This is a genomic window from Staphylococcus aureus, from assembly GCF_001027105.1.
Lineage (GTDB): Bacteria > Bacillota > Bacilli > Staphylococcales > Staphylococcaceae > Staphylococcus > Staphylococcus aureus.
Map to the genome: position 1 here is coordinate 2200733 of NZ_CP011526.1, position 23278 is coordinate 2224010.

Annotated in this window: 25 protein-coding genes and 1 pseudogene; 4 read left to right on the top strand and 22 right to left on the bottom strand. The window is 32.7% G+C overall.

The features are described from left to right. Window position 1 precedes the first annotated feature (1 nt). From AA076_RS11115 to AA076_RS11185, 15 genes are all read right to left on the bottom strand, one after another. Window positions 2–511: an Asp23/Gls24 family envelope stress response protein gene (locus AA076_RS11115; RefSeq protein ID WP_000215236.1), complete on the bottom strand. Its 510-nt coding sequence runs from the start codon at window positions 509–511 to the stop codon at window positions 2–4. A gap of 62 nt (window positions 512–573) precedes the next feature. Next, window positions 574–813 carry a DUF2273 domain-containing protein gene (locus AA076_RS11120; protein WP_000002683.1) on the bottom strand — a complete coding sequence of 80 codons (240 nt, stop codon included), beginning with the start codon at window positions 811–813 and terminating at the stop codon, window positions 574–576. Window positions 814–825: 12 nt separating this feature from the next. Then, window positions 826–1362 carry an alkaline shock response membrane anchor protein AmaP gene (gene amaP / locus AA076_RS11125; RefSeq protein ID WP_000825819.1) on the bottom strand — a complete coding sequence of 179 codons (537 nt, stop codon included), beginning with the start codon at window positions 1360–1362 and terminating at the stop codon, window positions 826–828. 174 nt (window positions 1363–1536) lie between these two features. Beyond that, window positions 1537–3099, bottom strand: coding sequence for a BCCT family transporter (locus AA076_RS11130; RefSeq protein ID WP_000792345.1), 1563 nt, complete (start codon window positions 3097–3099; stop codon window positions 1537–1539). Between the two features lie 306 nt (window positions 3100–3405). Continuing rightward, complete coding sequence (locus AA076_RS11135; RefSeq protein WP_000781945.1) at window positions 3406–4407, bottom strand: zinc-binding alcohol dehydrogenase family protein; 1002 nt, start codon at window positions 4405–4407, stop codon at window positions 3406–3408. 233 nt (window positions 4408–4640) lie between these two features. Then, window positions 4641–5642, bottom strand: a complete 1002-nt coding sequence (locus AA076_RS11140) for an NADP-dependent oxidoreductase (protein WP_001180222.1) — start codon at window positions 5640–5642, stop codon at window positions 4641–4643. Window positions 5643–5924: 282 nt separating this feature from the next. After that, window positions 5925–6794 (bottom strand): alpha/beta hydrolase, encoded by an 870-nt coding sequence (locus AA076_RS11145; RefSeq protein ID WP_000719324.1) that lies wholly within the window; start codon window positions 6792–6794, stop codon window positions 5925–5927. Window positions 6795–7059: 265 nt separating this feature from the next. Continuing rightward, window positions 7060–8472 (bottom strand): 6-phospho-beta-galactosidase, encoded by a 1413-nt coding sequence (gene lacG / locus AA076_RS11150; protein ID WP_000169220.1) that lies wholly within the window; start codon window positions 8470–8472, stop codon window positions 7060–7062. A gap of 17 nt (window positions 8473–8489) precedes the next feature. Next, complete coding sequence (locus tag AA076_RS11155) at window positions 8490–10202, bottom strand: lactose-specific PTS transporter subunit EIIC (protein ID WP_000983330.1); 1713 nt, start codon at window positions 10200–10202, stop codon at window positions 8490–8492. A 5-nt stretch (window positions 10203–10207) separates the two neighbouring features. Further along, complete coding sequence (locus tag AA076_RS11160) at window positions 10208–10519, bottom strand: PTS lactose/cellobiose transporter subunit IIA (protein WP_001078309.1); 312 nt, start codon at window positions 10517–10519, stop codon at window positions 10208–10210. 21 nt (window positions 10520–10540) lie between these two features. Further along, a complete protein-coding gene (gene lacD, locus AA076_RS11165; RefSeq protein WP_000047009.1) occupies window positions 10541–11521 on the bottom strand; it encodes a tagatose-bisphosphate aldolase in 981 nt (326 codons plus the stop codon). A 3-nt stretch (window positions 11522–11524) separates the two neighbouring features. Continuing rightward, window positions 11525–12457: a tagatose-6-phosphate kinase gene (gene lacC / locus AA076_RS11170; RefSeq protein ID WP_000604135.1), complete on the bottom strand. Its 933-nt coding sequence runs from the start codon at window positions 12455–12457 to the stop codon at window positions 11525–11527. A 12-nt stretch (window positions 12458–12469) separates the two neighbouring features. Continuing rightward, window positions 12470–12985, bottom strand: coding sequence for a galactose-6-phosphate isomerase subunit LacB (lacB, locus tag AA076_RS16045; RefSeq protein ID WP_000684746.1), 516 nt, complete (start codon window positions 12983–12985; stop codon window positions 12470–12472). 15 nt (window positions 12986–13000) lie between these two features. Beyond that, the gene (gene lacA / locus AA076_RS16050) at window positions 13001–13429 is read right to left on the bottom strand and encodes a galactose-6-phosphate isomerase subunit LacA (protein ID WP_000974608.1); all 429 of its coding nucleotides are present in this window, start codon (window positions 13427–13429) and stop codon (window positions 13001–13003) included. 367 nt (window positions 13430–13796) lie between these two features. Continuing rightward, on the bottom strand, window positions 13797–14552 hold the full coding sequence (locus tag AA076_RS11185; RefSeq protein WP_001032739.1) for a DeoR/GlpR family DNA-binding transcription regulator: 756 nt from the start codon (window positions 14550–14552) through the stop codon (window positions 13797–13799). A 241-nt stretch (window positions 14553–14793) separates the two neighbouring features. Between AA076_RS11185 and AA076_RS11190 the strand changes: the two genes are divergently transcribed. Next, window positions 14794–15534, top strand: coding sequence for an NAD-dependent protein deacylase (locus AA076_RS11190; RefSeq protein ID WP_001549592.1), 741 nt, complete (start codon window positions 14794–14796; stop codon window positions 15532–15534). Window positions 15535–15570: 36 nt separating this feature from the next. Then, complete coding sequence (locus tag AA076_RS15465; RefSeq protein ID WP_001791678.1) at window positions 15571–15732, top strand: hypothetical protein; 162 nt, start codon at window positions 15571–15573, stop codon at window positions 15730–15732. A 92-nt stretch (window positions 15733–15824) separates the two neighbouring features. Here the strand turns inward: AA076_RS15465 and AA076_RS11200 are convergent, their stop codons facing one another. The 5 genes and pseudogenes from AA076_RS11200 to AA076_RS11215 all read right to left on the bottom strand — a co-directional run bounded on the left by AA076_RS11200 (window position 15825) and on the right by AA076_RS11215 (window position 18374). Beyond that, window positions 15825–16433, bottom strand: coding sequence for a DUF3885 domain-containing protein (locus tag AA076_RS11200; RefSeq protein WP_000333465.1), 609 nt, complete (start codon window positions 16431–16433; stop codon window positions 15825–15827). A 13-nt stretch (window positions 16434–16446) separates the two neighbouring features. Further along, window positions 16447–16683, bottom strand: a pseudogene (locus tag AA076_RS16095) (SAR2788 family putative toxin); the annotation flags it as partial. Between the two features lie 11 nt (window positions 16684–16694). Further along, on the bottom strand, window positions 16695–16820 hold the full coding sequence (locus tag AA076_RS15470; protein ID WP_001549596.1) for a hypothetical protein: 126 nt from the start codon (window positions 16818–16820) through the stop codon (window positions 16695–16697). A gap of 219 nt (window positions 16821–17039) precedes the next feature. Continuing rightward, entirely contained in the window at window positions 17040–17888 is an 849-nt protein-coding gene (locus tag AA076_RS11210) for an aldo/keto reductase (RefSeq protein ID WP_001015500.1), read from the bottom strand. 69 nt (window positions 17889–17957) lie between these two features. Continuing rightward, window positions 17958–18374 (bottom strand): MerR family transcriptional regulator, encoded by a 417-nt coding sequence (locus AA076_RS11215; protein WP_000850011.1) that lies wholly within the window; start codon window positions 18372–18374, stop codon window positions 17958–17960. Window positions 18375–18617: 243 nt separating this feature from the next. Between AA076_RS11215 and AA076_RS15475 the strand changes: the two genes are divergently transcribed. Together AA076_RS15475 and hysA are read left to right on the top strand one after the other, a co-directional pair. Beyond that, window positions 18618–18785, top strand: a complete 168-nt coding sequence (locus AA076_RS15475) for a hypothetical protein (RefSeq protein WP_001790107.1) — start codon at window positions 18618–18620, stop codon at window positions 18783–18785. Continuing rightward, window positions 18782–21205, top strand: a complete 2424-nt coding sequence (hysA, locus tag AA076_RS11225) for a hyaluronate lyase HysA (protein WP_000222239.1) — start codon at window positions 18782–18784, stop codon at window positions 21203–21205. Before AA076_RS15475 ends, hysA begins: the two co-directional genes overlap by 4 nt. 59 nt (window positions 21206–21264) lie before the next feature. Here hysA and AA076_RS11230 read toward each other — a convergent pair whose 3' ends face one another. Both AA076_RS11230 and AA076_RS11235 read right to left on the bottom strand, forming a co-directional pair. Further along, window positions 21265–22119 (bottom strand): M23 family metallopeptidase, encoded by an 855-nt coding sequence (locus tag AA076_RS11230; RefSeq protein WP_001044432.1) that lies wholly within the window; start codon window positions 22117–22119, stop codon window positions 21265–21267. A 210-nt stretch (window positions 22120–22329) separates the two neighbouring features. Next, complete coding sequence (locus AA076_RS11235; RefSeq protein WP_000044363.1) at window positions 22330–23145, bottom strand: HAD-IIB family hydrolase; 816 nt, start codon at window positions 23143–23145, stop codon at window positions 22330–22332. Window positions 23146–23278: the final 133 nt, after the last annotated feature.

Here is a 23278-nt window from a genome sequence, read left to right on the forward strand (position 1 = left end):
CTTATTGTAAACCTTGTCTTTCTTGGTTATTGTTTTCGTTATTTTTTTCGTGTTTTTGTTTCCACTCTTTTTGAGTCATTACATCGTCAACTTGCATGTTAACTTCAACTACATCTAAACCAGTAATATATTTAACTTGTTCTTTAACTAATTCAGTTACTTTACGGAAGATTTTTGGTGCTGATTCACCATATTCTAAGATTACTTTTAAGTCTACAGCAGCTTGTTTTTCACCAACTTCAACAGATACACCTTGAGTAACATTGTTGCCACTTGAGAATGCATTAGTGAATGTATCAGTTAAGCCACCTTTCATATCTAAGATACCTTTAACTTCACGTGCAGCGATACCAGCAATTTTTTCAACAACTTCATCAGAGAATGTTAATTTGTTTTTGAATTGAGGCTCCTGATTTTGTTCTTGTTGTTTTTGACGCTCTTCTCTTTCTTTTTCGTTAACACCAGTTTGATTGTCGTATGCTTGTTTTGCTTTATTGTTATCTACAGTCATAATAGATTCTCCTTTTACTTGTTAATTTTTATATTTTTTTAATTAAATTCTAAATTGATGAATTAACTCCATCGATTTAAAAAATTCATAAAATCTTGCTTACGGTCTTTCATATACCCAATACCTACACCAATTAAACATAAAACGATGATAAGTACTGTTTTCCAAAAACCTAACGTTAAGAATAATATCGCGATTAATAGAAACGCTAGGAAACCAACGATTCTCCATTTAAATACTTTTAAAAAATTAATCACTTGTTGTGTAGAGTCTTGTCCGTTTTGGTTATGATTGTTAGCCATGATATACCTCCCTTACAACACTCGTGGACCAGAAGTTTTCTGATCTCTCACATTAACTTCTAACTTACGTACTGGCATTTCTGTGAAATATTCTACATTCTTTTTAATATCCGAACGAATTGCTTCAGTTAAAGATTGAACTTGAACATTATTTGGTACGAAAAAGTCAGTTTTAATGTCGATATAAGATTTATTTTTTTTGTTATATAGTTTCGCAACTACATTTGGTTGTCTTACTTGATCATATTTTGCAACCGTATCGAATGCCGTCTTTTCAACAGCTTTACGAGATACGTAAACATGACCATCATCGAAGTCTTTGTATAATCCAGGTTTTCGATGCGTAGGTTTGAAGATACTAAATACTAATATAAGACCTATTAATATCAATAGTGCAGCAAGTGAAATAAGTAATGGTTGGAACCATTCAAATTGAAGGAAGTAGTCTTGATATTCAGTTATACGTCCATCTTGGATATACATGAATAACAGGAACCCCACGATTACTACTATTAATAAGCCAAGGATAAAGTTTTTAAGTCGTTTCACCCCTAACGACACCTCCTTAGTTAAAGTTAATTTAAAAACATATTAAATATGTACCCATCAGTTTTTTTCTTAAACATAATAAATTAATAACTTTAAATTTATTTTTAATATATAAGATGAAGTACCATTTAGTAATATATTCCCTAGTTTTTGTAAATAAAACCTCATTATTAATTAATTTTCGTCAATATGTTTTGAAGAACGATATTCTAAAATATCTGGGTCACGATGTTTAATTAAAACCTTATTACTATTTCTCGGTTTCTCCTCACTCAAAGATTTTATAAGCGACCATATCATCGCTATAATGACCACGGAAAATGGTAACGCAGCAATGATTAATAAATTTTGAATTGCTTGAGTACCACCTGTGTAAATCATGATGATTGCAAATAATGCCATAATGATACCCCAACTCACTTTGACAAATGACTTCGGATTAATATCACCACTTGAACTCAACATACCTAAAACATAAGTTGCCGAATCCGCTGATGTAACAAAGAAAATCATAATAACAAGTAAAGTAATTAAGCTTAATACAAAACCTAGCGGATAATGTTGTAGCGTCGCAAAAGTTGCTGTTTCTGTCGCAGCTTTAGCAATATCGGCAATATGATTATCTTGTAAGTAAATTGCTGACGCGCCGAATACCGCAAAGAATATAAAGCAAACTAACGCCGGGACAAAAAGTACACCTAGAATAAATTCTTTAATCGTACGTCCTTTTGACACACGTGCAATAAATATACCTACAAATGGTGCCCAAGATATCCACCATGCCCAGTAAAAGATTGTCCAATTTTGTAACCATTGGAATTTTTGACCACCTGTCGGAATGCGTAAACTCATACTAAAGAAATTTGCAATATAATTACCTAGACCATTCGTAAATGTATTTAAAATGTATAGCGTTGGCCCAACAATAAAAAGACCAATAAGTACTACAAAAGCAAGTAACATGTTGATATTACTCAACGTTTTGATACCTTTATCGATACCTGACCATGCTGACCAAGTAAATAATATGGTTGCAATGACAATCAAGATTACTTGCATCGTGAAGTTACTCGGTACATTAAATAAAAAATGTAAACCTTCGTTTATTTGCAATGCACCGAAACCTAATGTTGCAGCAACGCCTGTTACTGTAGCTATGACTGCCAATACATCAATGGCACCACCTAAAGGTCCACGCATTGCCTTTTCACCTAATAAAGGCGTCAATGTAGCGCTGACTAAGCCAGGATATCCTTTATGAAAGCTAAAATATGCAAACACTAGCGCGACAATACCATAGACTGCCCATGCATGAATCCCCCAATGGAAAAATGAAAACTGCATTGCATCATTAATTGCAGATTGCGTGCCAGCTTTATGAATAGGCGTTAATTTGAAGGCATGACTGATTGGTTCTGCCGTTGTCCAGAACACAAGTCCTATTCCCATACCAGCACTAAATAACATAGCAAACCAAGACGGCAATGAGAATTCAGGATCTTCGCCTTCTTCACCTAATGTAATGTTTGCGTATCTCGAAAATAAAATATACACACAGACAAATAAAATAACTAAAACGAGCAATAAATAATACCAAGAAAAATGTAGCGCAATAAATGTAGTAATGTTTTGCGTGAGTTTTTCTAACTGTTTCGGAAATATTGCTCCAAAAGCAACAAATATCGTACATATCACTAAAGATACCCAAAACACTAGACTTACTGATTTATTTTTCATAAATACAAACCCTTTCTGTGTAATGGTAAGTTCATACCCATAACTGCAACATTTTAATCATTTGTAATTTTATATAGACACAATTAATAATGCCTCATCTTTTAAAAATGATATATAAAACACACTCAAATTATTTATCATTGAGCAACAAAGTATTTTATTGTATTTAAGTAATGCCTTTCTAGTGCATTATTGATTTGATACCTGCAAAGTTGCCATATTTCCGTTTAGAATCAATAGTCGCTAGACACAAAAAATAAGTCGCCTATACAGTATTTTCTGCATAAGGCGACTTTACTTACTAATCTATATATTAATTACTAATTTTCCAATCATTGATTGTTTTTCCAACAATTGATGTGCTTGATATAAGTTTTCAGGTGATAAACCTTCAAAAACTTGTGTCGTTGTTGGTTGGTAATGCCCTGATTCTATATTTTTCGTAATATCTTCTAAATACTCATGTTGTTTAATCATATCAGGCGTTCGATGAATTGGACGCGCAAACATAAATTCATGTGTAAATGTTATACTTTTTAATTTTAATGCATTTAAATCTTGATCTTCATTAAAAGCTACGATAGTCGTAATATGCCCTAATGGTTTTATCAGTTCAATCATAGTATTGTAATACAAGTCTGTATTATAGGTGCAAAATATATAATCTACTAATGGAATTTCTTTAAATTGACGCACTAAATCCTCTTTATGATTCAATACGATATCTGCGCCCATCTTTTCACACCACTCTGTTGTTTCTTGTCGTGATGCTGTTGTAATGACAGTTAAACCATACCGTTTAGCAATTTGAGTGGCTATACTGCCTACACCACCGGCACCATTAATGATTAAGACAGACTTCCCTTCGTTTTCAGCAGGATTCGTAGAAATTTTAAATGTATCAAAAAACGTTTCATATGCCGTAATACCAGTTAGCGGTAGACTAACCGCTTCATTAGCACTTATGTTGTGTGGTGCTTTTGCAACTATAGCTTCTGACACCAATTGATATGTCGCATTTGATCCTTGTCTATTTGGCGATCCAGCATAAAATACAACGTCACCCGGACTAAATAATGTAACGTCTGGTCCGATAGCTTCAACAGTACCAATAGCATCAAACCCAAGTACACGAGGTGCTTGAGTGACTTCCATTTGTCGTTGCTTTGTATCTACAGGATTTACACTAATGCTATTTACTTTGACTAAGATATCATCGTTTTCTGGCGTTGGCTTTCTTTGTTCGTATACTTTAAATAAATTTCCTTCTTCCAATTTAAAGGGCTTCTCAAATCCTATCATTTTCATATCGTTTCACCTCATTTATGAACTTATTTCTTATTATACAAAATAGAAGCCATGTGTGCTTATATCGCAGCATCATGACTCCTTTTTCATTTGAATATATAAATAATTACAGACGACTTTCGTATTAAATTTTAGACTTATTTCTACCATGTTGCTGAACAAATTTACTTTAGATAAAAAATTATTAAATTTTGGTCAATTAACAAAGTTAGTTTGTTAAAACGTATACTTTATTATTCCGTTACTTTAATAACTTGTTTACCAAAGTTATCGCCAGTAAATAAATTTTTAAATGCATGTGGCGCATTTTCAAAACCATCTTCAATGGTTACTTGTGACTGAATTTTACCTTCTTGAACCCATGTTGCAAGCTGTTCACTAGCTTCTTTAAAAGCATTAGCGAATTCACTTACCAAGAAGCCTCTCATCATTACTTGCTTCTTAATAAGCGTACCTTGAATACGTGGTCCGATATCGGCTTCAGGATGATTATATGACGAAATTGCGCCACATACTGGTACACGTGCAAAACGATTTAAATGCTTAAATACTTCATCGCCAACTGTTCCACCAACATTTTCAAAATAAACATCAATACCATCTGGTACTGCTTGTGCTAACGCTTCTGCAAAATCCTCTTTCTTATAATCAATACCAGCGTCAAAGCCCAGTGTCTCTGTTAAATAATTTACTTTTTTGTCGCCACCCGCAATACCTACTACACGGCAACCTTTAATCTTAGCAATTTGACCTACAACTGAACCTACAGCACCAGATGCAGCTGAAACCACAACAGTATCACCGGCTTTAGGTTGTCCAATATCAAGCAGACCATGATATGCTGTTTGTCCTGGCATTCCTAAAACACTTAAATATAAATCAAGTGGTACATCTGTCGTTGGAACTTTAGTAATTTGATCCGCTTGGACATGATTAATGATTCGCCAAGGCAACATACCTACAACGACATCTCCTTTTTTATAATCTGCGAGTGTCGAATCAATTACTTTTGCAACGACATGGCTAACAATCGGTTTACCAATTTCAAAAGGCTGTACATACGAATCTGCCTTAGTCATACGTCCTCTCATATATGGATCCACTGAAATATACAGCGTTTGTACAAGTACACCATCGCTCTCAAGTTTAGGCGTGTCAATCTCTTCAATTTTGAATGTATCCTCTTGAGGCATGCCTTCTGGTATTTTGTTAAAAAGAATTTGTTTATTTTGCATCATTAATCACCTTTCTTTATTTGAAACTTTTACTTATTTGTTACTTAAGCGTTAAGTTTGAATTGTGTCTTCGTGATGTCTGTATGCAAATACATTCTTAGTTGTTATATTTTGACTTAAGCACTGATTCATTCATGTAACTTCAACCACATTATATTTGCTATAATCATAAATTTAAAATGTTACGACTTAGACATTTTATGGAAACTCTCAAACAATAGATAATTTTTGAAAAGCTCTAATATTACAAGCTTTTTTGCCCCAGAAAAACTAGCAGTTGCTTTATTTTTTCCATAAGAAGTCGATTAACTCATTAGCAACATTTTCATTCTCATGAAGCTGACTATGTTGTGCAGGCTCACCTTCATATTTAGATTCTCGATAACTTTTCGGACTATTTCCCAGTAAATATTTTAATGATTTCGAAGAACTATTAGACACTCTGCCGTCTGAATGTGTACCATCTTTCAAATCCCCATAAATATTTAGCACTTCGATACCTTTACCTTTATAAATATCTTTTAGCACGCGTAATTGCTGATAAGGTTGATTCATTCGACTTGGTTTACCATCTTTATCAACTGTAATTTCATTGACATCTTCATTCATATTTAAAACACCATTAAATGTCCCTGCAATATTCACTTGTTTGTTTAACTGTGGCAGTGACTTGTCGTTACCATATGTCATCATATATTGTGCAAATGTTAAGTTCCCCATTGAGTGACCGACAAAGTTGAATTTATCGAAATTGTATTCAGATTGTAACTTAGTCAGTACATTTTTAAACCACGCAGCATTCTTATCCAAATAGCCTTGTCTGTTATTTTCAAGTTCAATTTTCACAATAGGATTCACTGCATCTTTTCTTAGTTTCCCTTTAAATGTCACTGCACCATCCTTTGAAACGTAAGCAGTGATGATATCTTTAGTTACCCCTCTTTTTTCTGCTTGCTTCACCATAAACTTTTCAGAATTGGCACTACCACCAAATCCATGTAAGAACAATGTTGGAATTGGCTTTTTAACAAATTGCTGTTGTTGTATTTTAAATGTTTGTGCCTGTCGTTGACTAAACACCACCATAATAATAGAGCCTATAATAATAGCGACCGCTAACAATGTCGTAATAATTACAAAAATTTTCTTCACACTTTTAACTCCCATTCATGTCTTTTATATAAGTATAAAGGATGTGATTAAAAATGTCCTTTAGTTGATTTTGAATACATCATTAACTTTTAAGATGACTTTGGAAAGTTGTCCGTTAACGTTTGTTAATTGATTGCTTCTTTAGCTTTCAATGGTGTGTCACCCATTGATTAATATATAAATATGTATATGCATGTTTAATTTATCTCTTTCTATAAATAAAGACCTACCAGCACTCGACTGATAGGCCTTTTAATATCTATAATTATTTAATTTCTTTTGTTTCGGCTAACTCTTTGTACCAATAAGCACTTTTCTTAGGATAACGTTCTTGAGTCTCAAAATCGACATAGAATAAACCATATCGTTTTTCATAACCATTTGACCAAGAGAACACATCCATTAATGACCAAATAAAGTAACCTTTAACATTTGCACCATCTATAATAGCATCTGCAATAACGTTCAAATGTTGTCTTACATAATCAATACGTGCATCATCATGAACTGTTTTTTCAGATTCAATAAATTCATCTTTATATCCTAAACCATTTTCAGTGATATAAATCTTATGATAGTTAGGATAATCTTTAACAACACGCATGATTTGATCATATAAACCTTGAGGATAGATCATCCAGTCCCAGTCTGTGCGAGGTACGTCGACATCAAATTCACGTTGTCCGACACCTTTAAGTTGGTATTTAGAACCGCCTTTATCACCTGTCGCATTATGCGTGATTTCAGATTCTCCATCGTAACCTCTCATCCAATCACTCATGTAGTAATTGATACCTAAGAAGTCGTTTAAATCTTTGGCTGCATCTAAAATGGCATAATCTTCATCTGTAATGTTTAATTTACCGCCATTAACAGATAAGATATGTTGCACACCTTCCATCGTTTCACGAGAATACTTACCTAAATATGTTGCATCTAAGATGAATTTATTATGGATGATATCTTCTAATTCTGCTGCACGAACATCTTCAGGATTTGATGGATCGAACGGATATTTTGTTGGCAATGCGTGTACAACACCAATTTCTCCTTTGTATCCGCCATCTTTAAATAATTTTACTGCTCTAGCATGAGCCACCATCATGTTATGATGTGATTGGAATACTTTTTCAAAATCATATTTAATACCTGGAGGGAATTTACCTACTAAATATTGACCATCACCAATAGGTCCAATTTCATTGAATGTAGTCCAATATTTTACTTCTGGGAATTCTTTAAAACAATATTCAGCATAATCTACAAAGTAGTCAATCGTTTTACGATTTAGAAAATCGCCATCTTTGTGTAACACTTCTGGTGTATCAAAATGATGCAATGTTACAAATGGTTCAACATGACGTTTATGACACTCTGCAAATAACTTATGGTAATACTCAACACCTTTAGGGTTAACTTCGCCATATCCATTTGGGAAGATACGAGACCATGCAATTGAAATTCGGATACCATTAACACCGAATTTTTCACTTAATTCTAAATCCACTGGATATCTGTTATAAAAATCACTCGCTGGTTCTGCAGTGTACCAATAGTTTTCTTCTAAATACGTATCCCATGCTACGCGACCTTTACCATCCGTATTTGTCGCACCTTCTGCTTGATATGCTGCTGTTGCTCCACCAAAAATAAAATCTTCAGGTAATGTTTTAGTCATATGAAAAACTCCTATTCTTAATTTTCAAATTGTTGTTGAACGAAATCAAGGGCTGCTTGGCCATCTCGTGTCAATTTGATATATTCAGCACCTTGAGTCTTCGCTAATTTAATACCTAATCTATCTGTATCTTGCTTAATATCTTCATAGTTAGACGCAACTTGTGGCGCTAAAATGATTAATTGGTACTCTTTCATAATGTCCATATGTGCGCCATATCCGCCAGCTGCCGCTTTCACTGGCACATGATATTCTTCAGCTGCTTTATTAAGTGCATTGGCTAATAATCCACTTGTACCACCACCGGCACAAAGTACTAAGACATTTGTTTGTTCTGTGATATTTGAAGCTTTAGCTGCATCGTCTGATACACCACTTGCCGCTAAAATTGAATCAGCTTTTTTCGTATCAAAGTTTGCTGCAACTTTTTCTTTTAAATCTGAATTACTTTCTTTACGTCCTTCTTCTTCATCAAGAATTTCACTATCATAAACTTTTAGGAATGGGTAGTAAATAATAATATCTACAACAATCAAAGTAATAGCTAGTACGAATGACCATAAACCAAAACCTGTACCCATGATAATGCCCAATGGACCTGGTGTTGTCCAAGGTAAATTCACACTAAAACTATTCATTCCTAACACTTCAACGAAAAGTTTGAAAATCCATACGTTAACAATTGGTGCTAATACAAATGGAATAAAGAACACAGGATTCAATACTAGTGGTGCACCAAATAAAATTGGTTCGTTTACACCAAAGAATGTTGGTACAACTGATGCACGTCCAATCGCTTTGTTTCGTTTAGATTTCGTCATCCACATAAACATGAACGGGACGACCAATGTTGCACCCGTACCTCCAAATGTAACGATAAACATTTGTGTACCTGATGTAATAATTTTATCTGCGTGTTCTCCAGCTTGAAGCAACTTGAAGTTCGCTTCGATATTCGCATATGTAATGGCTGCAATTGCTGGCTCTACAATTGACGGACCATGAATACCTACAAACCAGAATAATGCAAAGGCACCAAAGATAATTGTGACACCAATCCATCCATCTGCTGCTGTAAATAATGGTTCGAATAATTTTAAAATACCTTCCGCTACATTTGATTTAAAGCTGTTGCGAATGACTAAATCTAATGCATAAAGAATGATGATTACCGCTGAAAATGGAATTAAGTCCTTAAATACTTGTGAAATATTCGGCGGTACTTCTTTCGGCATTTTAATTGTAATATTGCGCTTCACACAGAAGTTATAAACAATAACAGTTACAAATGCTGATAAGAATGCTGTTAATAAACCTTTAGTTCCCATAAATGCACTTAAGAATCCACCATCTTTGGCTGGATCAGAAGCTAAGAACAAGAATCCACACATCGCTGCTAGCATTGTAGAAATAAAGTTAATTTGATTTGTACTTTCTAGCTTACGGTTAAATGAATCTGTTAAAGATTTCGCTGTCGTTCCTGCTACTAAAAATGCTACAAGCCCCATCGTATAGTTATATGGTTTCATTAAAATGGCTTCCATGCCTTTATCCCATTTAAAACCAAATATATTTGGCACATATGCAATTAATAGAAAGATACTTGAGAATAAGATGACAGGCATTGCAGAAATAAATCCATCACGGATGGCTCTTAAATATATGTTACGTGATAATTTCTCGAAAAATGGCTTCCCTTTTTCAATTTGTGCGATCAATTTTTGCATCATTGTCATCACCCTCTTTTATAAAATTCTAATAAATGCTTCATTAAATCTTTCAGTAAAATTGTTGTCATTAAATGATCTTGACCATGCATCATCGTTACACTGTATGCAATATCATCACCTTGCGCTTCTTTAGCCAACAGGCTTGTTTGTGCTCTATGCGCTTCCGCAATGCAATTGTTTCCTTCTTCAATCAGTGCATCTGCTTTTGCAAAATCTCCAGCTTGAGCTGCTGTTAATGCTTCTAAAAACTTAGAACGTGCATCCCCTGCAAATGCAACAATTTCAAAACCTAATAATTGGACTTCTTCTCTATTCATAGCATTAATCCCCTTTTAAACTTATTTTCTTTGTTTCCAAGATGTCGCAGTATCTTTTAATACTTTATTTAAGTCATCAATATTTTTGAAACCAGTTGTACGTAACCATTCACGAGCAGCATCTTCACCTTGTTCAATGTATACTTGAACAGCACCAGACCATGTAGCACGGCCACAAAGTACCCCGTTGAATTTAGCACCAGCTTCGTGAGCAAATTTTAAAGTTTCTTGGAATAATTCCGCAGAAACACCAGCACTTAAGTAAATGTATGGTAAATGAGTTGCTGCATCTTGATCTTTAAAGTGTTGTGCCGCTTCCTCTTTTGTATAAACCACTTCACCTTCAGCAAAGCCTTCTACATATTTCATGTTTACTGGTACTTCAACTTTCAATACATCAACGTTAAAGCGTGGTTCTGAGAATAATTTCATTGCTTCGTTAACCTTTCTAGGCTTAACTTTTGCGAATTCAACACTACCGTTATCAGGAATGTTGTCATCGTATGTTAATACTTCTAAAAAGAATGGAATATCTTCTGCAACACATTCTGAACCGATTCTTTCAATGTATGCTTTCTTTTGAATGTTAATTTCTTCAGCATCATCAACATCATAGTAAAGTAAGAATTTAACAGCATTTGCGCCTTGTTCTTTTAAACGTTTTGCAGACCACTCTACTAAACAGTCAGGTAAACGACCTTTAGCGTTTACGTCATATCCAGTTTTTTCATAAGCAAGTAATAATCCACAATCTTTGTTACGTGCATCTGAAGCTGGTAAACCATATTCAGGATCTAATAAAATTGAAGATGCATATTGTGTTAATTCTTCCGCAACTAATACTTTTAATTGTTCAATTTGAGCTACAGTTGGTTCTTCAGTTTGATGTTTTGCCATCATGCGTTTTAAAGCACCACGTTGGTCAAATGCTAATGCAGAAATGATACCTTCGTTGTTACTTAATTGTTCAATTGATGCGATTTTTTGATTCGATTTTGACATTTTTTACACCTCTAAAACTTCAATTTGATTGAATAAATCATCATAATTATTTAAATTGACATAACCTGTTTGTGCTTCTTGTGCATTCAGCATGCCTAAAGTATTGGCTTTTTTTAGTAAATCGTGGTCGTTTTCATGATTAAGAATTGCTGAAGTAATTCCAGCAACTGTAGAATCACCTGAACCAACCGGATTTAATACACTTATTGTCGGAATATTCACTCTATAGAATGTATGATTGTGCTTAGCGAATGCACCTTGTGCACCTAAAGACACAATAATCCACTCAATCCCTTCGAATAAGGGTTGTGACACTGCCTGTTTCAAACTTTCTAAACTTTCATCAAGTGGCTGGTTAAGCAATTGATATAGTTCAGAAATGTTTGGTTTAATGACTGTAGGTTTGTATGGATTTTCCAAAACTGTTTGCAAAGTTGCACCCGAGCAATCTAATATCACAGGCACACCTTTGTTTTGGCATCGTTCAATGATTTGTGCATAATAATCTTGATTTAATCCTTTAGGTAAGCTACCTGAAATAGCAACTGCTTCAACTTTTTCTAATAATTGTTCAAAATGTTTAATAAATCCTGCAGCCTCTTGATTATCAATCTCCGGTCCCTGCTCTAAAATTTCTGTTTGTTGCCCTTCATGTAAAATTGCAATGCAGTTTCGTGTTTCACCCTTAATGTTATAAAATGCATGCTTGATGTCGGCATGATCTAATTTTTTAGCAATAAATTGACCTAATTCACCGCCAATAAAACCACTCGCAAGGACTGGCTCACCTACTTGCGCAAGTACTCTTGTTACATTTAAACCTTTACCACCAGCTGTTTTACTTACTTCTTGAACACGATTAACATCATCTAATTTCAATGCTGTTAATGGGTATGAAATATCAACGGATGGATTTAATGTTAAAGTTAAAATCATATGTGTCGTCCCTTAATCGTGGTATTCGCCTCTGTCCCATTTTTCTAAGAATTCATCAAAGAAATGTGGATCAGCTTGATCTGCATTGCTTGTTTCTAAATGTTTAATTTTAGCGATTAATTTTTTGTTCTCTTCAGTTGGTTTATATTCAGCATTAATAAATGCATCGATAATATCGCACATTAATAACTCACCTATAATACGTCCACCGAAGCCAATAACGTTCGCATTTAATTCTTCTTTAGCGTATAACGCTGATGTCATATCACGTACTAGTGCTGAACGAACGCCAGGTACTTTATTTACAGCATTGTTAATACCAACACCTGTTCCACAAATACAAACACCTAAGTCTGCATTACCGCTAACAACTTGTTCGCCAACTTTTTTACCAAAAATTGGATAATGTGTTCTTGTGAAATCGTATGTTCCTACGTCAATGACTTCATGTCCTTTTGATTTTAAAAATTCAGATACACGCATTTTTGTATCTGTAACAATATGGTCGCATCCTAATGCAATCTTCATAGTAATTTTTCCTCCTTAGCACATTTTATTAAGCATATCTACGCGGATTTGGTGTCTACCACCATCGTATTTACCTTCAACAAAACCTTTAACGACATTTTTCGCTAATGTGTCTCCAACAATTTCAGATCCCATAGTGATCATTCTTGAATTGTTATGGCCTCTAGTCATATATCCAGAGCGTTCATCTGATACTTCAGCAGCAATCATGCCTTTGATTTTTGTAGCAACCATAAAGCTACCTGCACCAAATGCATCGATAACAATACCTAAGTTACCTTCTTGACTTTGAACATCTTTTGCTACAGCCAAAGTTGCATCAACAAAGTCAACTTCCTGTCCTTCTGTTACGTCAACAACATCATATTTATTGTCTAATAAGTATGATTTGATGACTTCTTTTAATCGTTTGCCAGCTTCATCTGAACCAATAATAATCGCCATAATAAGACTCCTTTTTACTTTAATTTTGAAATACCTTTCTTAAAATGTGACATATTTATTTGTAGGTTATGAAAATCTTGAGAAAAGGCTTTCAATTTGATTACGTTTAAATTATAAACATAAACAAACAATAAATCAACATAATATGTTTATAATATGTTTGTTTATGACGTATTTTCAAACAATAAGTGAACATTCATATTGTGGTGTTGTTTTAATTAGGTATTCGTCTGAAATTGTAGTAAAACTTTGTCGAGGTTCCCGTTGACATAAATTTGCATAAAAAATAGCCCATAAATGAATGCAAATTCACATTCACTTATGAGCATATAGATACATATTTTAACAATGCAGTTATACTTTTAATTTAGTCGACTACTTCAATATATGTTTTAATCGTTTCTACTTTTTCTTCATCTTCATAGTCCATGACCACTGCAGTCAATTCGTTTAACTGACAAAATGATGTAAAATCTTCTTTGCCAACTTTCGTATGATCGATTAACAAGTATTTTTCAATTGAATTACTTAGTGCCAGTTGTTGCGTATAGGCTTCATCTAATGTAGATGTCATCACAGCACCTTTATTTACTGCGTTACTACTAAAGAACATCTTGCTAAATCTTAGTTTTTCCAACATGGCGTTCGCCATTTCACCTACAAATGCTTCTGTAATATGGCGCATTTCACCACCAATTAAATAGACACGAAAATGTGCTGTTTGTTTTTCTAACAAAATTTTATACACCGGCAAACAATTCGTAATAATTGTGAGCGTATGATGATTGACTTCTTCTGCTAATAGTTCCACTGTTGTTCCTGGTCCGAAAAACAAAGTATCCCCATCTTCAATTAATGATGCAGCTTTTTTAGCTATAAATCGTTTTTCTGCAATTTGACGGGTATGTTTTTCTTTATGCGATATTTCTTTATACTGAAATGTTGAATTACTGCGTGCACCACCATGAATCTTCGTTAAAATCCCTTTATTTTCCAATTCAATTAAATCTCTTCGAACTGTCATATCAGACACATTTAAACCTTCGACGATTTCATTCGTTCTTATCGTGCCCTTTTTATTCACTAGTTTAGCAATTTCGTCCAAACGTTCATGTTTATTCAATGTAAAATTGCCTCCTTTATTTAGGCGATGGGTCATTATCCTTTATGTTTAGACATCAATTTTAATATACATGCTTATTCTATAATAAAAATTGCGTAAAAACTAATATAATTTAACTGTTCGATTATATGTATAATTCATTTTTAAAAAGAACTGTTTAAACTGCGCTTTTGATAATCGTAAAATGAATATACTATAATAAAAGTAAAAGACGTTATAAATCATTCATTATTTTGATGGGGTGTTTAACTTGAAACATGATTTAGAGACACTAAAACATATTATAGATAGTTCGAATCGTATTACATTTTTTACAGGTGCTGGTGTATCTGTCGCAAGTGGCGTTCCAGATTTCCGTTCAATGGGTGGCTTATTTGATGAAATTTCAAAAGATGGGCTTTCGCCAGAATACTTGTTAAGCCGTGATTATTTAGAAGATGATCCTGAAGGTTTTATCAATTTCTGCCATAAGCGCTTACTATTTGTCGATACGATGCCCAATATCGTTCATGATTGGATTGCAAAATTAGAACGTAATCAACAATCTTTAGGTGTCATCACGCAAAATATCGATGGTTTGCACTCAGACGCTGGAAGTCAACATGTTGATGAATTACATGGCACGTTAAATCGTTTTTATTGTAATGTATGTCATAAATCTTATACGAAGTCAGATGTTATTGATAGAACTTTGAAACATTGTGATAATTGTGGTGGTGCCATTCGACCGGACATCGTATTATACGGTGAAATGTTAGATCAACCTACCATCATAAGGGCATTAAATAAAATTGAACATGCTGACACCCTTGTTGTACTAGGTTCATCACTCGTTGTACAACCTGCCGCAGGATTAATATCACATTTTAAAGGCGACAATTTAATTATTATCAATAAAGATCGAACACCTTATGATAGCGACGCTACTTTGGTCATACATGACGACATGGTTTCCGTTGTAAAATCATTAATGACAGAGTAATCAGTATGTAAAAAGCATTTCCCGAATGGTAGGGAAATGCTTTTAATTTTGGAGTTGCGTTTTTGGAATTTGGAGTTTGGTTTTCGGAATTCGACATTTGGAATTCAGAATTATAATGAGTGGAAAATTTTAATTATTGCGTGTTTAATGACTTGGTTTTGTAGCGATTTTTATTTGATGAATTGTTTTTTTGTTTGATGTTGGGATGCTACTTTTAATGGTTTGTCATTTGTAAGATTAAAAATAAACATAAAATAAGTAGAAAAATAAAAGCTACGAATATTAAAAAATTAGATATCTTCATTATCAAATTCCGATATTAAATCATTATATTTTTCAGAATATCTTGCATAATCTTCATTATTATTAAAAGCTAGCCATAGACCTCTATCATCATATAAATGATATATTAAGTTTTTAGTATTGTTAATTATATATATTTCAGAATAATTATCATTCTGATTGATATTTGGAACTAACCCTTTAAAGTCTTGATTGGATATAGCTTTTAATAATTTTTTATATTTTATATCTTTTATGGAACACTTATATGAAAACTCCTCGCACAAAATATTATCATCCTTCTCCTTTTTATATTCTTTAAAGTAATACAATTCATCTATTGTTAACGATGTAAATTTTTTTATAACATTTGTTTTCTTATAAGGTTCACTATAAACATATACTACATGAACCAAATTTATAGAATCAGAAGGCGAAAACAAATCTTCAAAAATGTTTATTGCATTATCATATACAGCTAAAAAATAAGTATTATTGATAGTTTTACCGTCCTCCAAAAACTGGTATTTATCGCCACTTAAACTTAAATGAATTGCGTTTTTTACCTTTCTAAAATTCAACTTTTTTATATCCAAATTATTTATATCAAAGCACATAATTTACAACACCTTATTCCCTTAAGATTTTTCCTTCTTTAGTTAAAGAAGCTATTCTTTTTCCTTTGTTATTTATTAACTTCCAATAAGAACCACCATGTGATTGCCCTTTATTTTTGGAAATAGTCCATTTAGTTTTTGAATCTCTCCAGGTAGGATTTTTCCCTTAAACCTTTTGAGTAAATTCACCAATACTCATCCCCTTATCATTTAACAAACTTTTATTAATGTTTTTGGTTATATTATGAGTCTTTACTGCTTTTAGATTGTAAAAATTATCGTCATAAATAGTGGCATTTTCCGAGATTCAAATGGTACAAAGTACATTGTAATATGCATAATGATACCTGTAATTAATGTAATAATAGAAAAGTGTATATATCTCATATCGCCACCTGCTATACAACTTATTAAATAATTAATTCCAAGACATATTAATTATCTAATTATAACCTTAGTTACGTTATTACATAATATAAAAATATATAATAACTTATTTGCTTGCTCCTTTCACTTTTTAAGAGTAAAAAATAACCTGAAACATAGACTTTAACATCCAAGTTTCAGGTTAGTGTAATGTAAATGATTTACTTTGTTATATTATGATTAAACATCTAATTCTCTGCTTGTAAGTGCTTTAATCATCTCTGGATCAGCATGTGAGAAAAATTGGCTATTACTTTCTTCTAATGTCGCAATTTGTTGTTTATCTTCTTCTGTAAGTTCAAAATCAAATATATCTAAGTTTTGAGCCATACGTTCTGGATTTACTGATTTTGCGAGTACAACAATGTCACGTTCTACTAACCAGCGTAAAATAACTTGTGCAATTGATTTGTTGTATTTATCTGCAATGGCCTGCAACAATTGATTTTGGAATAATTGATTTTTACCTTCTGCAAATGGTGCCCAAGCTTCTACCACAACATTTTCTTGTTGAAGTGCTGCAACTTGTTCTTCTTGTTGATGGAATGGATTAATTTCTATTTGGTTCACTTGTGGTTGAATTTGATTGTGAATACCTAAATCTACAATTCGATCAACGCCGAAGTTAGATACACCGATTGCTTTAATTTTACCATTTTCTTTTAACTCTTCTAATGCACGCCATGAGCCATATACGTCATTGTAAGGTTGGTGAATAAGCACTAGATCAAGATAGTCCAAATTTAATCGTTGTAATGATCGTTCGATTGATTTGATAGTATCTTCATAGTTAACATTTTCAATCCATACTTTAGTCGTAATGAATAGTTCACTTCTATCAATACCTGAAGCTTCAATACCTTGACCTACTTCAGTTTCATTTAAATAACTTTGTGCTGTATCAATATGTCTATAACCCGCTTTAATTGCTTCTTTAACCGCTTCTGCTGTTTGTTCTTGAGGAATTTGAAATACTCCGAAACCTAATACTGGTATCTTTACATCTTTACTTATTTCAATATGATTCATAAAATGAACCTCCTTTATCTTGTATGTCCACTATAAACCATGGAGCGAACTCTATAGCAAGCCATAGGTTTACTTTCTCTCCCAAAGACGTTCAACATTGTCATCATAATTATCACTAGCATTGATTTTAGCAATATGATTATCATAATTATCAATTTTATATTGTAGTAAATCTCTCGCATCATGAATTGTCTTTAAGTTTTCATTTAATTCTTCGAGTTGCTTATTTAAAATTTGCTTTTGCTGTGCTTGAATATTTTCATTTTTAGGAAGCTGCGCTAACCTGCAAAATTCGATAAGCGATTCAATACTGACGCCTGCATTTCGCAAATTTTTCACTAAATAAATCCAATTTAAATCACTATCATTATATATTCTATATCCATTTTCATCTCGATTAACTGGTGGAATCACACCAACCTTTTCATAATATCTTAAAGTGTCTTGAGATATATTCATGAGCGCTACGACTTCTTTAGTTTTCATTGCGACTATCCTTTCAGTTATGTTTGGTCGTCTAAAGTAATGTTGCTTTATATATTGTCATCTTCGTTTGAATACTTCTTATTTTATTACTCAAATTTAAATTTGTCTCTTTTTTAACATTTTACATTTCATCGTTTTTAATTACTTTAAAAATTGTATAACTTAAATATTTAAAATGATATAATCACTAAGATTGATAATATTTAATTTTTTGAAAATTATTTTAGTTGCAATTTTTGGGTGATGCGGAAAATTTGGGTGATCGATTGTTTATATGCATCAACATTCTTTGTGGATTGTTTGACAGTAGACAGTCATTTGTATACGTTAACGAATTTTGAAAAATTGAATCATTATTTAATCATAATATTCATTGCGCACGCGCAACACAAAAAGGAGACATGTCAATGACATATAGAATAAAGAAATGGCAAAAATTATCCACCATTACGTTATTAATGGCTGGTGTGATTACTTTGAATGGTGGTGAATTCAGAAGTGTTGATAAACATCAAATCGCTGTGGCTGATACGAATGTTCAAACGCCAGATTATGAAAAATTGAGGAACACATGGCTGGACGTTAACTATGGTTATGATAAGTATGATGAGAATAATCCAGATATGAAGAAGAAGTTTGATGCTACAGAGAAAGAGGCGACGAATTTACTCAAGGAAATGAAAACTGAAAGTGGTAGGAAATACTTGTGGTCAGGAGCGGAAACCCTTGAAACTAATTCTTCTCATATGACTCGTACCTATCGTAATATTGAGAAAATCGCAGAAGCGATGAGGAATCCTAAAACCACTTTAAATACTGACGAAAATAAGAAGAAAGTGAAAGATGCCCTTGAGTGGCTGCATAAAAATGCATATGGAAAAGAACCAGATAAAAAAGTAAAAGAATTAAGTGAGAATTTTACTAAAACAACTGGCAAGAATACCAACTTAAATTGGTGGGATTATGAAATTGGAACACCTAAATCATTAACAAATACGCTTATATTGCTGAATGATCAATTTTCAAATGAAGAAAAGAAAAAATTCACTGCCCCTATTAAAACTTTCGCCCCAGATAGTGACAAAATATTATCTTCTGTAGGAAAAGCTGAACTTGCTAAAGGCGGAAATCTAGTAGACATTTCTAAGGTGAAACTTTTAGAATGTATTATCGAAGAAGATAAAGATATGATGAAAAAGTCTATAGATTCATTTAATAAAGTCTTCACTTACGTTCAAGATTCTGCCACTGGTAAAGAACGTAATGGATTTTATAAAGATGGCTCTTACATTGATCATCAAGACGTTCCATACACTGGTGCTTATGGCGTTGTACTCTTAGAGGGGATTTCTCAAATGATGCCGATGATAAAAGAAACACCTTTTAATGATAAAACCCAAAATGATACAACCTTAAAGTCATGGATTGACGACGGATTTATGCCACTCATTTATAAAGGTGAAATGATGGATTTATCACGAGGTAGAGCTATCAGTCGTGAAAATGAAACCAGTCACTCAGCATCTGCAACAGTAATGAAATCATTGTTGAGATTAAGTGATGCCATGGATGATTCAACAAAAGCTAAGTATAAAAAGATTGTCAAATCTTCAGTAGAGTCAGATTCAAGTTATAAACAAAATGATTATTTAAATTCATATTCGGACATAGATAAAATGAAGTCTTTAATGACAGATAACAGTATTTCTAAAAACGGATTAACACAACAACTTAAAATATATAATGACATGGATCGTGTCACCTATCATAACAAAGACTTAGACTTTGCATTTGGTTTAAGTATGACGTCGAAAAACGTAGCACGCTATGAAAGTATCAACGGAGAGAATTTAAAAGGTTGGCACACTGGTGCTGGAATGTCTTATTTATATAACAGCGATGTCAAACACTATCATGATAACTTCTGGGTGACAGCCGATATGAAACGTTTATCAGGTACAACAACTTTAGACAATGAAATATTAAAAGATACGGATGATAAAAAGTCGAGTAAAACTTTTGTTGGCGGAACAAAAGTTGATGACCAACATGCTAGTATCGGAATGGATTTTGAAAATCAGGACAAAACTTTAACTGCCAAAAAATCATATTTCATATTAAACGATAAAATTGTCTTCTTAGGAACTGGCATTAAAAGTACTGATTCATCAAAGAATCCAGTTACAACGATTGAAAATCGCAAAGCGAATGGGTATACGTTATATACAGACGATAAACAAACAACCAATTCTGATAATCAGGAAAACAATTCAGTCTTTTTAGAGTCCACAGATACCAAAAAGAACATCGGTTATCATTTTTTAAACAAACCGAAAATAACTGTAAAAAAAGAAAGTCATACTGGTAAGTGGAAAGAAATAAATAAAAGTCAAAAGGATACACAAAAAACTGATGAGTATTATGAAGTAACTCAAAAGCATTCTAATTCTGACAATAAATATGGATATGTGTTGTATCCAGGCTTATCTAAAGATGTCTTTAAGACAAAAAAAGATGAAGTAACTGTCGTTAAGCAAGAAGATGACTTCCACGTTGTGAAAGATAATGAATCGGTTTGGGCTGGTGTTAATTATAGTAATAGCACTCAAACTTTTGACATTAACAACACTAAAGTCGAAGTTAAAGCCAAAGGTATGTTTATACTTAAAAAGAAAGATGATAACACTTATGAATGTAGCTTCTATAATCCTGAATCTACAAATTCCGCTTCAGATATTGAATCTAAAATTTCAATGACCGGTTACTCTATTACAAACAAAAATACGTCGACTTCTAATGAATCCGGCGTGCACTTTGAATTAACTAAATAAGCAAGAAAATCTCGACACTATACCATTTTTATAGTGTCGAGATTTTATAAGTATCGCCATCATTCAGCTTGTAATCCGCAGACCACATCCCCTTTGATAAGTTCTCGATTATTTATAAATCGAATTTTTAAAGATGTACATGCTTCAATATTCTTATCATTCATTACTTGAAAATGTATATGAGGTTCAGTAGAATTGCCAGAATTCCCAACCTTCCCAATGATATCACCATATTTAACATTTTGCCCCTCATTCACAATGATTGAATATTGGTGTAAATGAGCTATTAAGCTATACTCATTTTCTGCGTGCTTAATTACAATATAATTTCCTAAAAACTGTGATTCATTCGTACTTCCAATACTGTTGTCTTGAACCCCATTCACTACTTTTTCAACTGTACCATTTGCTGGCGCAATGATATCTTTTCCAAAACAAAAATAATCAGTATTTACTTTTCCTTGATTCTTATATGTTTTATGATTTTCTTTAATAACTAAATCAATAGCATACCTTTGATGTGGGTATAAATAGTGATAATTATATAATTCATTATCTCCACCCCAAAAAATCTCATAGCAATCTGTTGTCGGCACTGCGTATTTTAAAGTCGTTTCATTCTTAATCGCATCATAATTAATTAACGGACGCATAACAAATCCGATAATACTATTATCTTTCCAAGTCACTGACACTCCAAATTGATTTGCTTCATCTATCCATATTTGCTCAATAGTACCATCATTTTGAGTACACACTTTTAATTCATGTACATCAGACTGCCTTGTATAAGATTTGAAAAGTTTCCTAAACTGCCAATAACTAAACTCTCGCTTCAAATTTTGATCAAAAATCTTATATATTTTCCTGCTCTTACTTTTATTTAAATAAGCCCCAAAGTTTGTTTTATTCATATATACTTAACCTATTATATTAATTTTGGTATCAATTCTTTCTCCAGTTCCTGCGTCATTTTTGCGCTACCTGAATCGTCTACACTTAATTGGATAAATCAACATATAAATAATTTTTTAAAGCTAAAGTGTAGTCGATTCACCATATTTTCTAATCATCCCTTAAATATTAATATTTGCACTTAAAAAGTATACATATCACTCAACTAATCAATAATCATACTTACCTTCAACAAATTCTTTAACATGCAGTGTTATCCCTTGATAATATGGATATTTTGTTAATCTAAATTTCTGCTTTAATGCTTCATCTCTACTATTCGACATCAAATATGCATGTTCAAGATAGCTTAAATATGCTTCGTCATTGCCGCTATCTCCAAAACCTAATATTGATTTTACTGGTATATTATATTTCCTCATCAGAAATTGAGTAGCATATAATTTTCCAGCATTTGACGGTGTGAAGTCAATATCATACGCATTTTCAGGATCACCAGCTAATGGATTGCTTCGACTAAATCTCGCTGTATAGTTTTGGTCATTTGCGTATCTGACAAGTGCTTCTAGGATACGACTATCATTGTTGTGATTACCTGTTGAATGAAAATAAAAATTATAATGTGTTTCATTACCTTCAAATGCTCTTTGTGGAATAAATTCGACATTATATTGCGCAGAAATATGACGTAATATATCTTCAATATCTTCAAATAAAAATGGTTCGCTCAAGACTTTCTTTTTATATGTTTCTGATTCAACATATTCGCCATTATTCCAAGTGAACATTTTAGAACTCAAATCAGAAAAGATATGTAATGGTTTAAACGTCATATTAACTTGATCCATTTTATCCATGACACTTTGAAATGTACTTCCTGTCAATACAGCAGTGATCACTTCATTATTATTAGTTAGTTTTTCCAACAATTTTTCCATTTCTCTTAAATGACTTAAATCTTCTTCATTTGTATTATGTTTAAAATATGTTTCATCAAAATCAAACAATAATAGACGCTTTGACATACTCATTCCCCCATAATATTTTAATGAATTTATCTATAACTTAAATACACTATAAGTCTCAATTAAAAGTATAAGATCGACTATATGCTTTTCATGATTATTATATACAACTAATCAATCCCTATAAACTAAA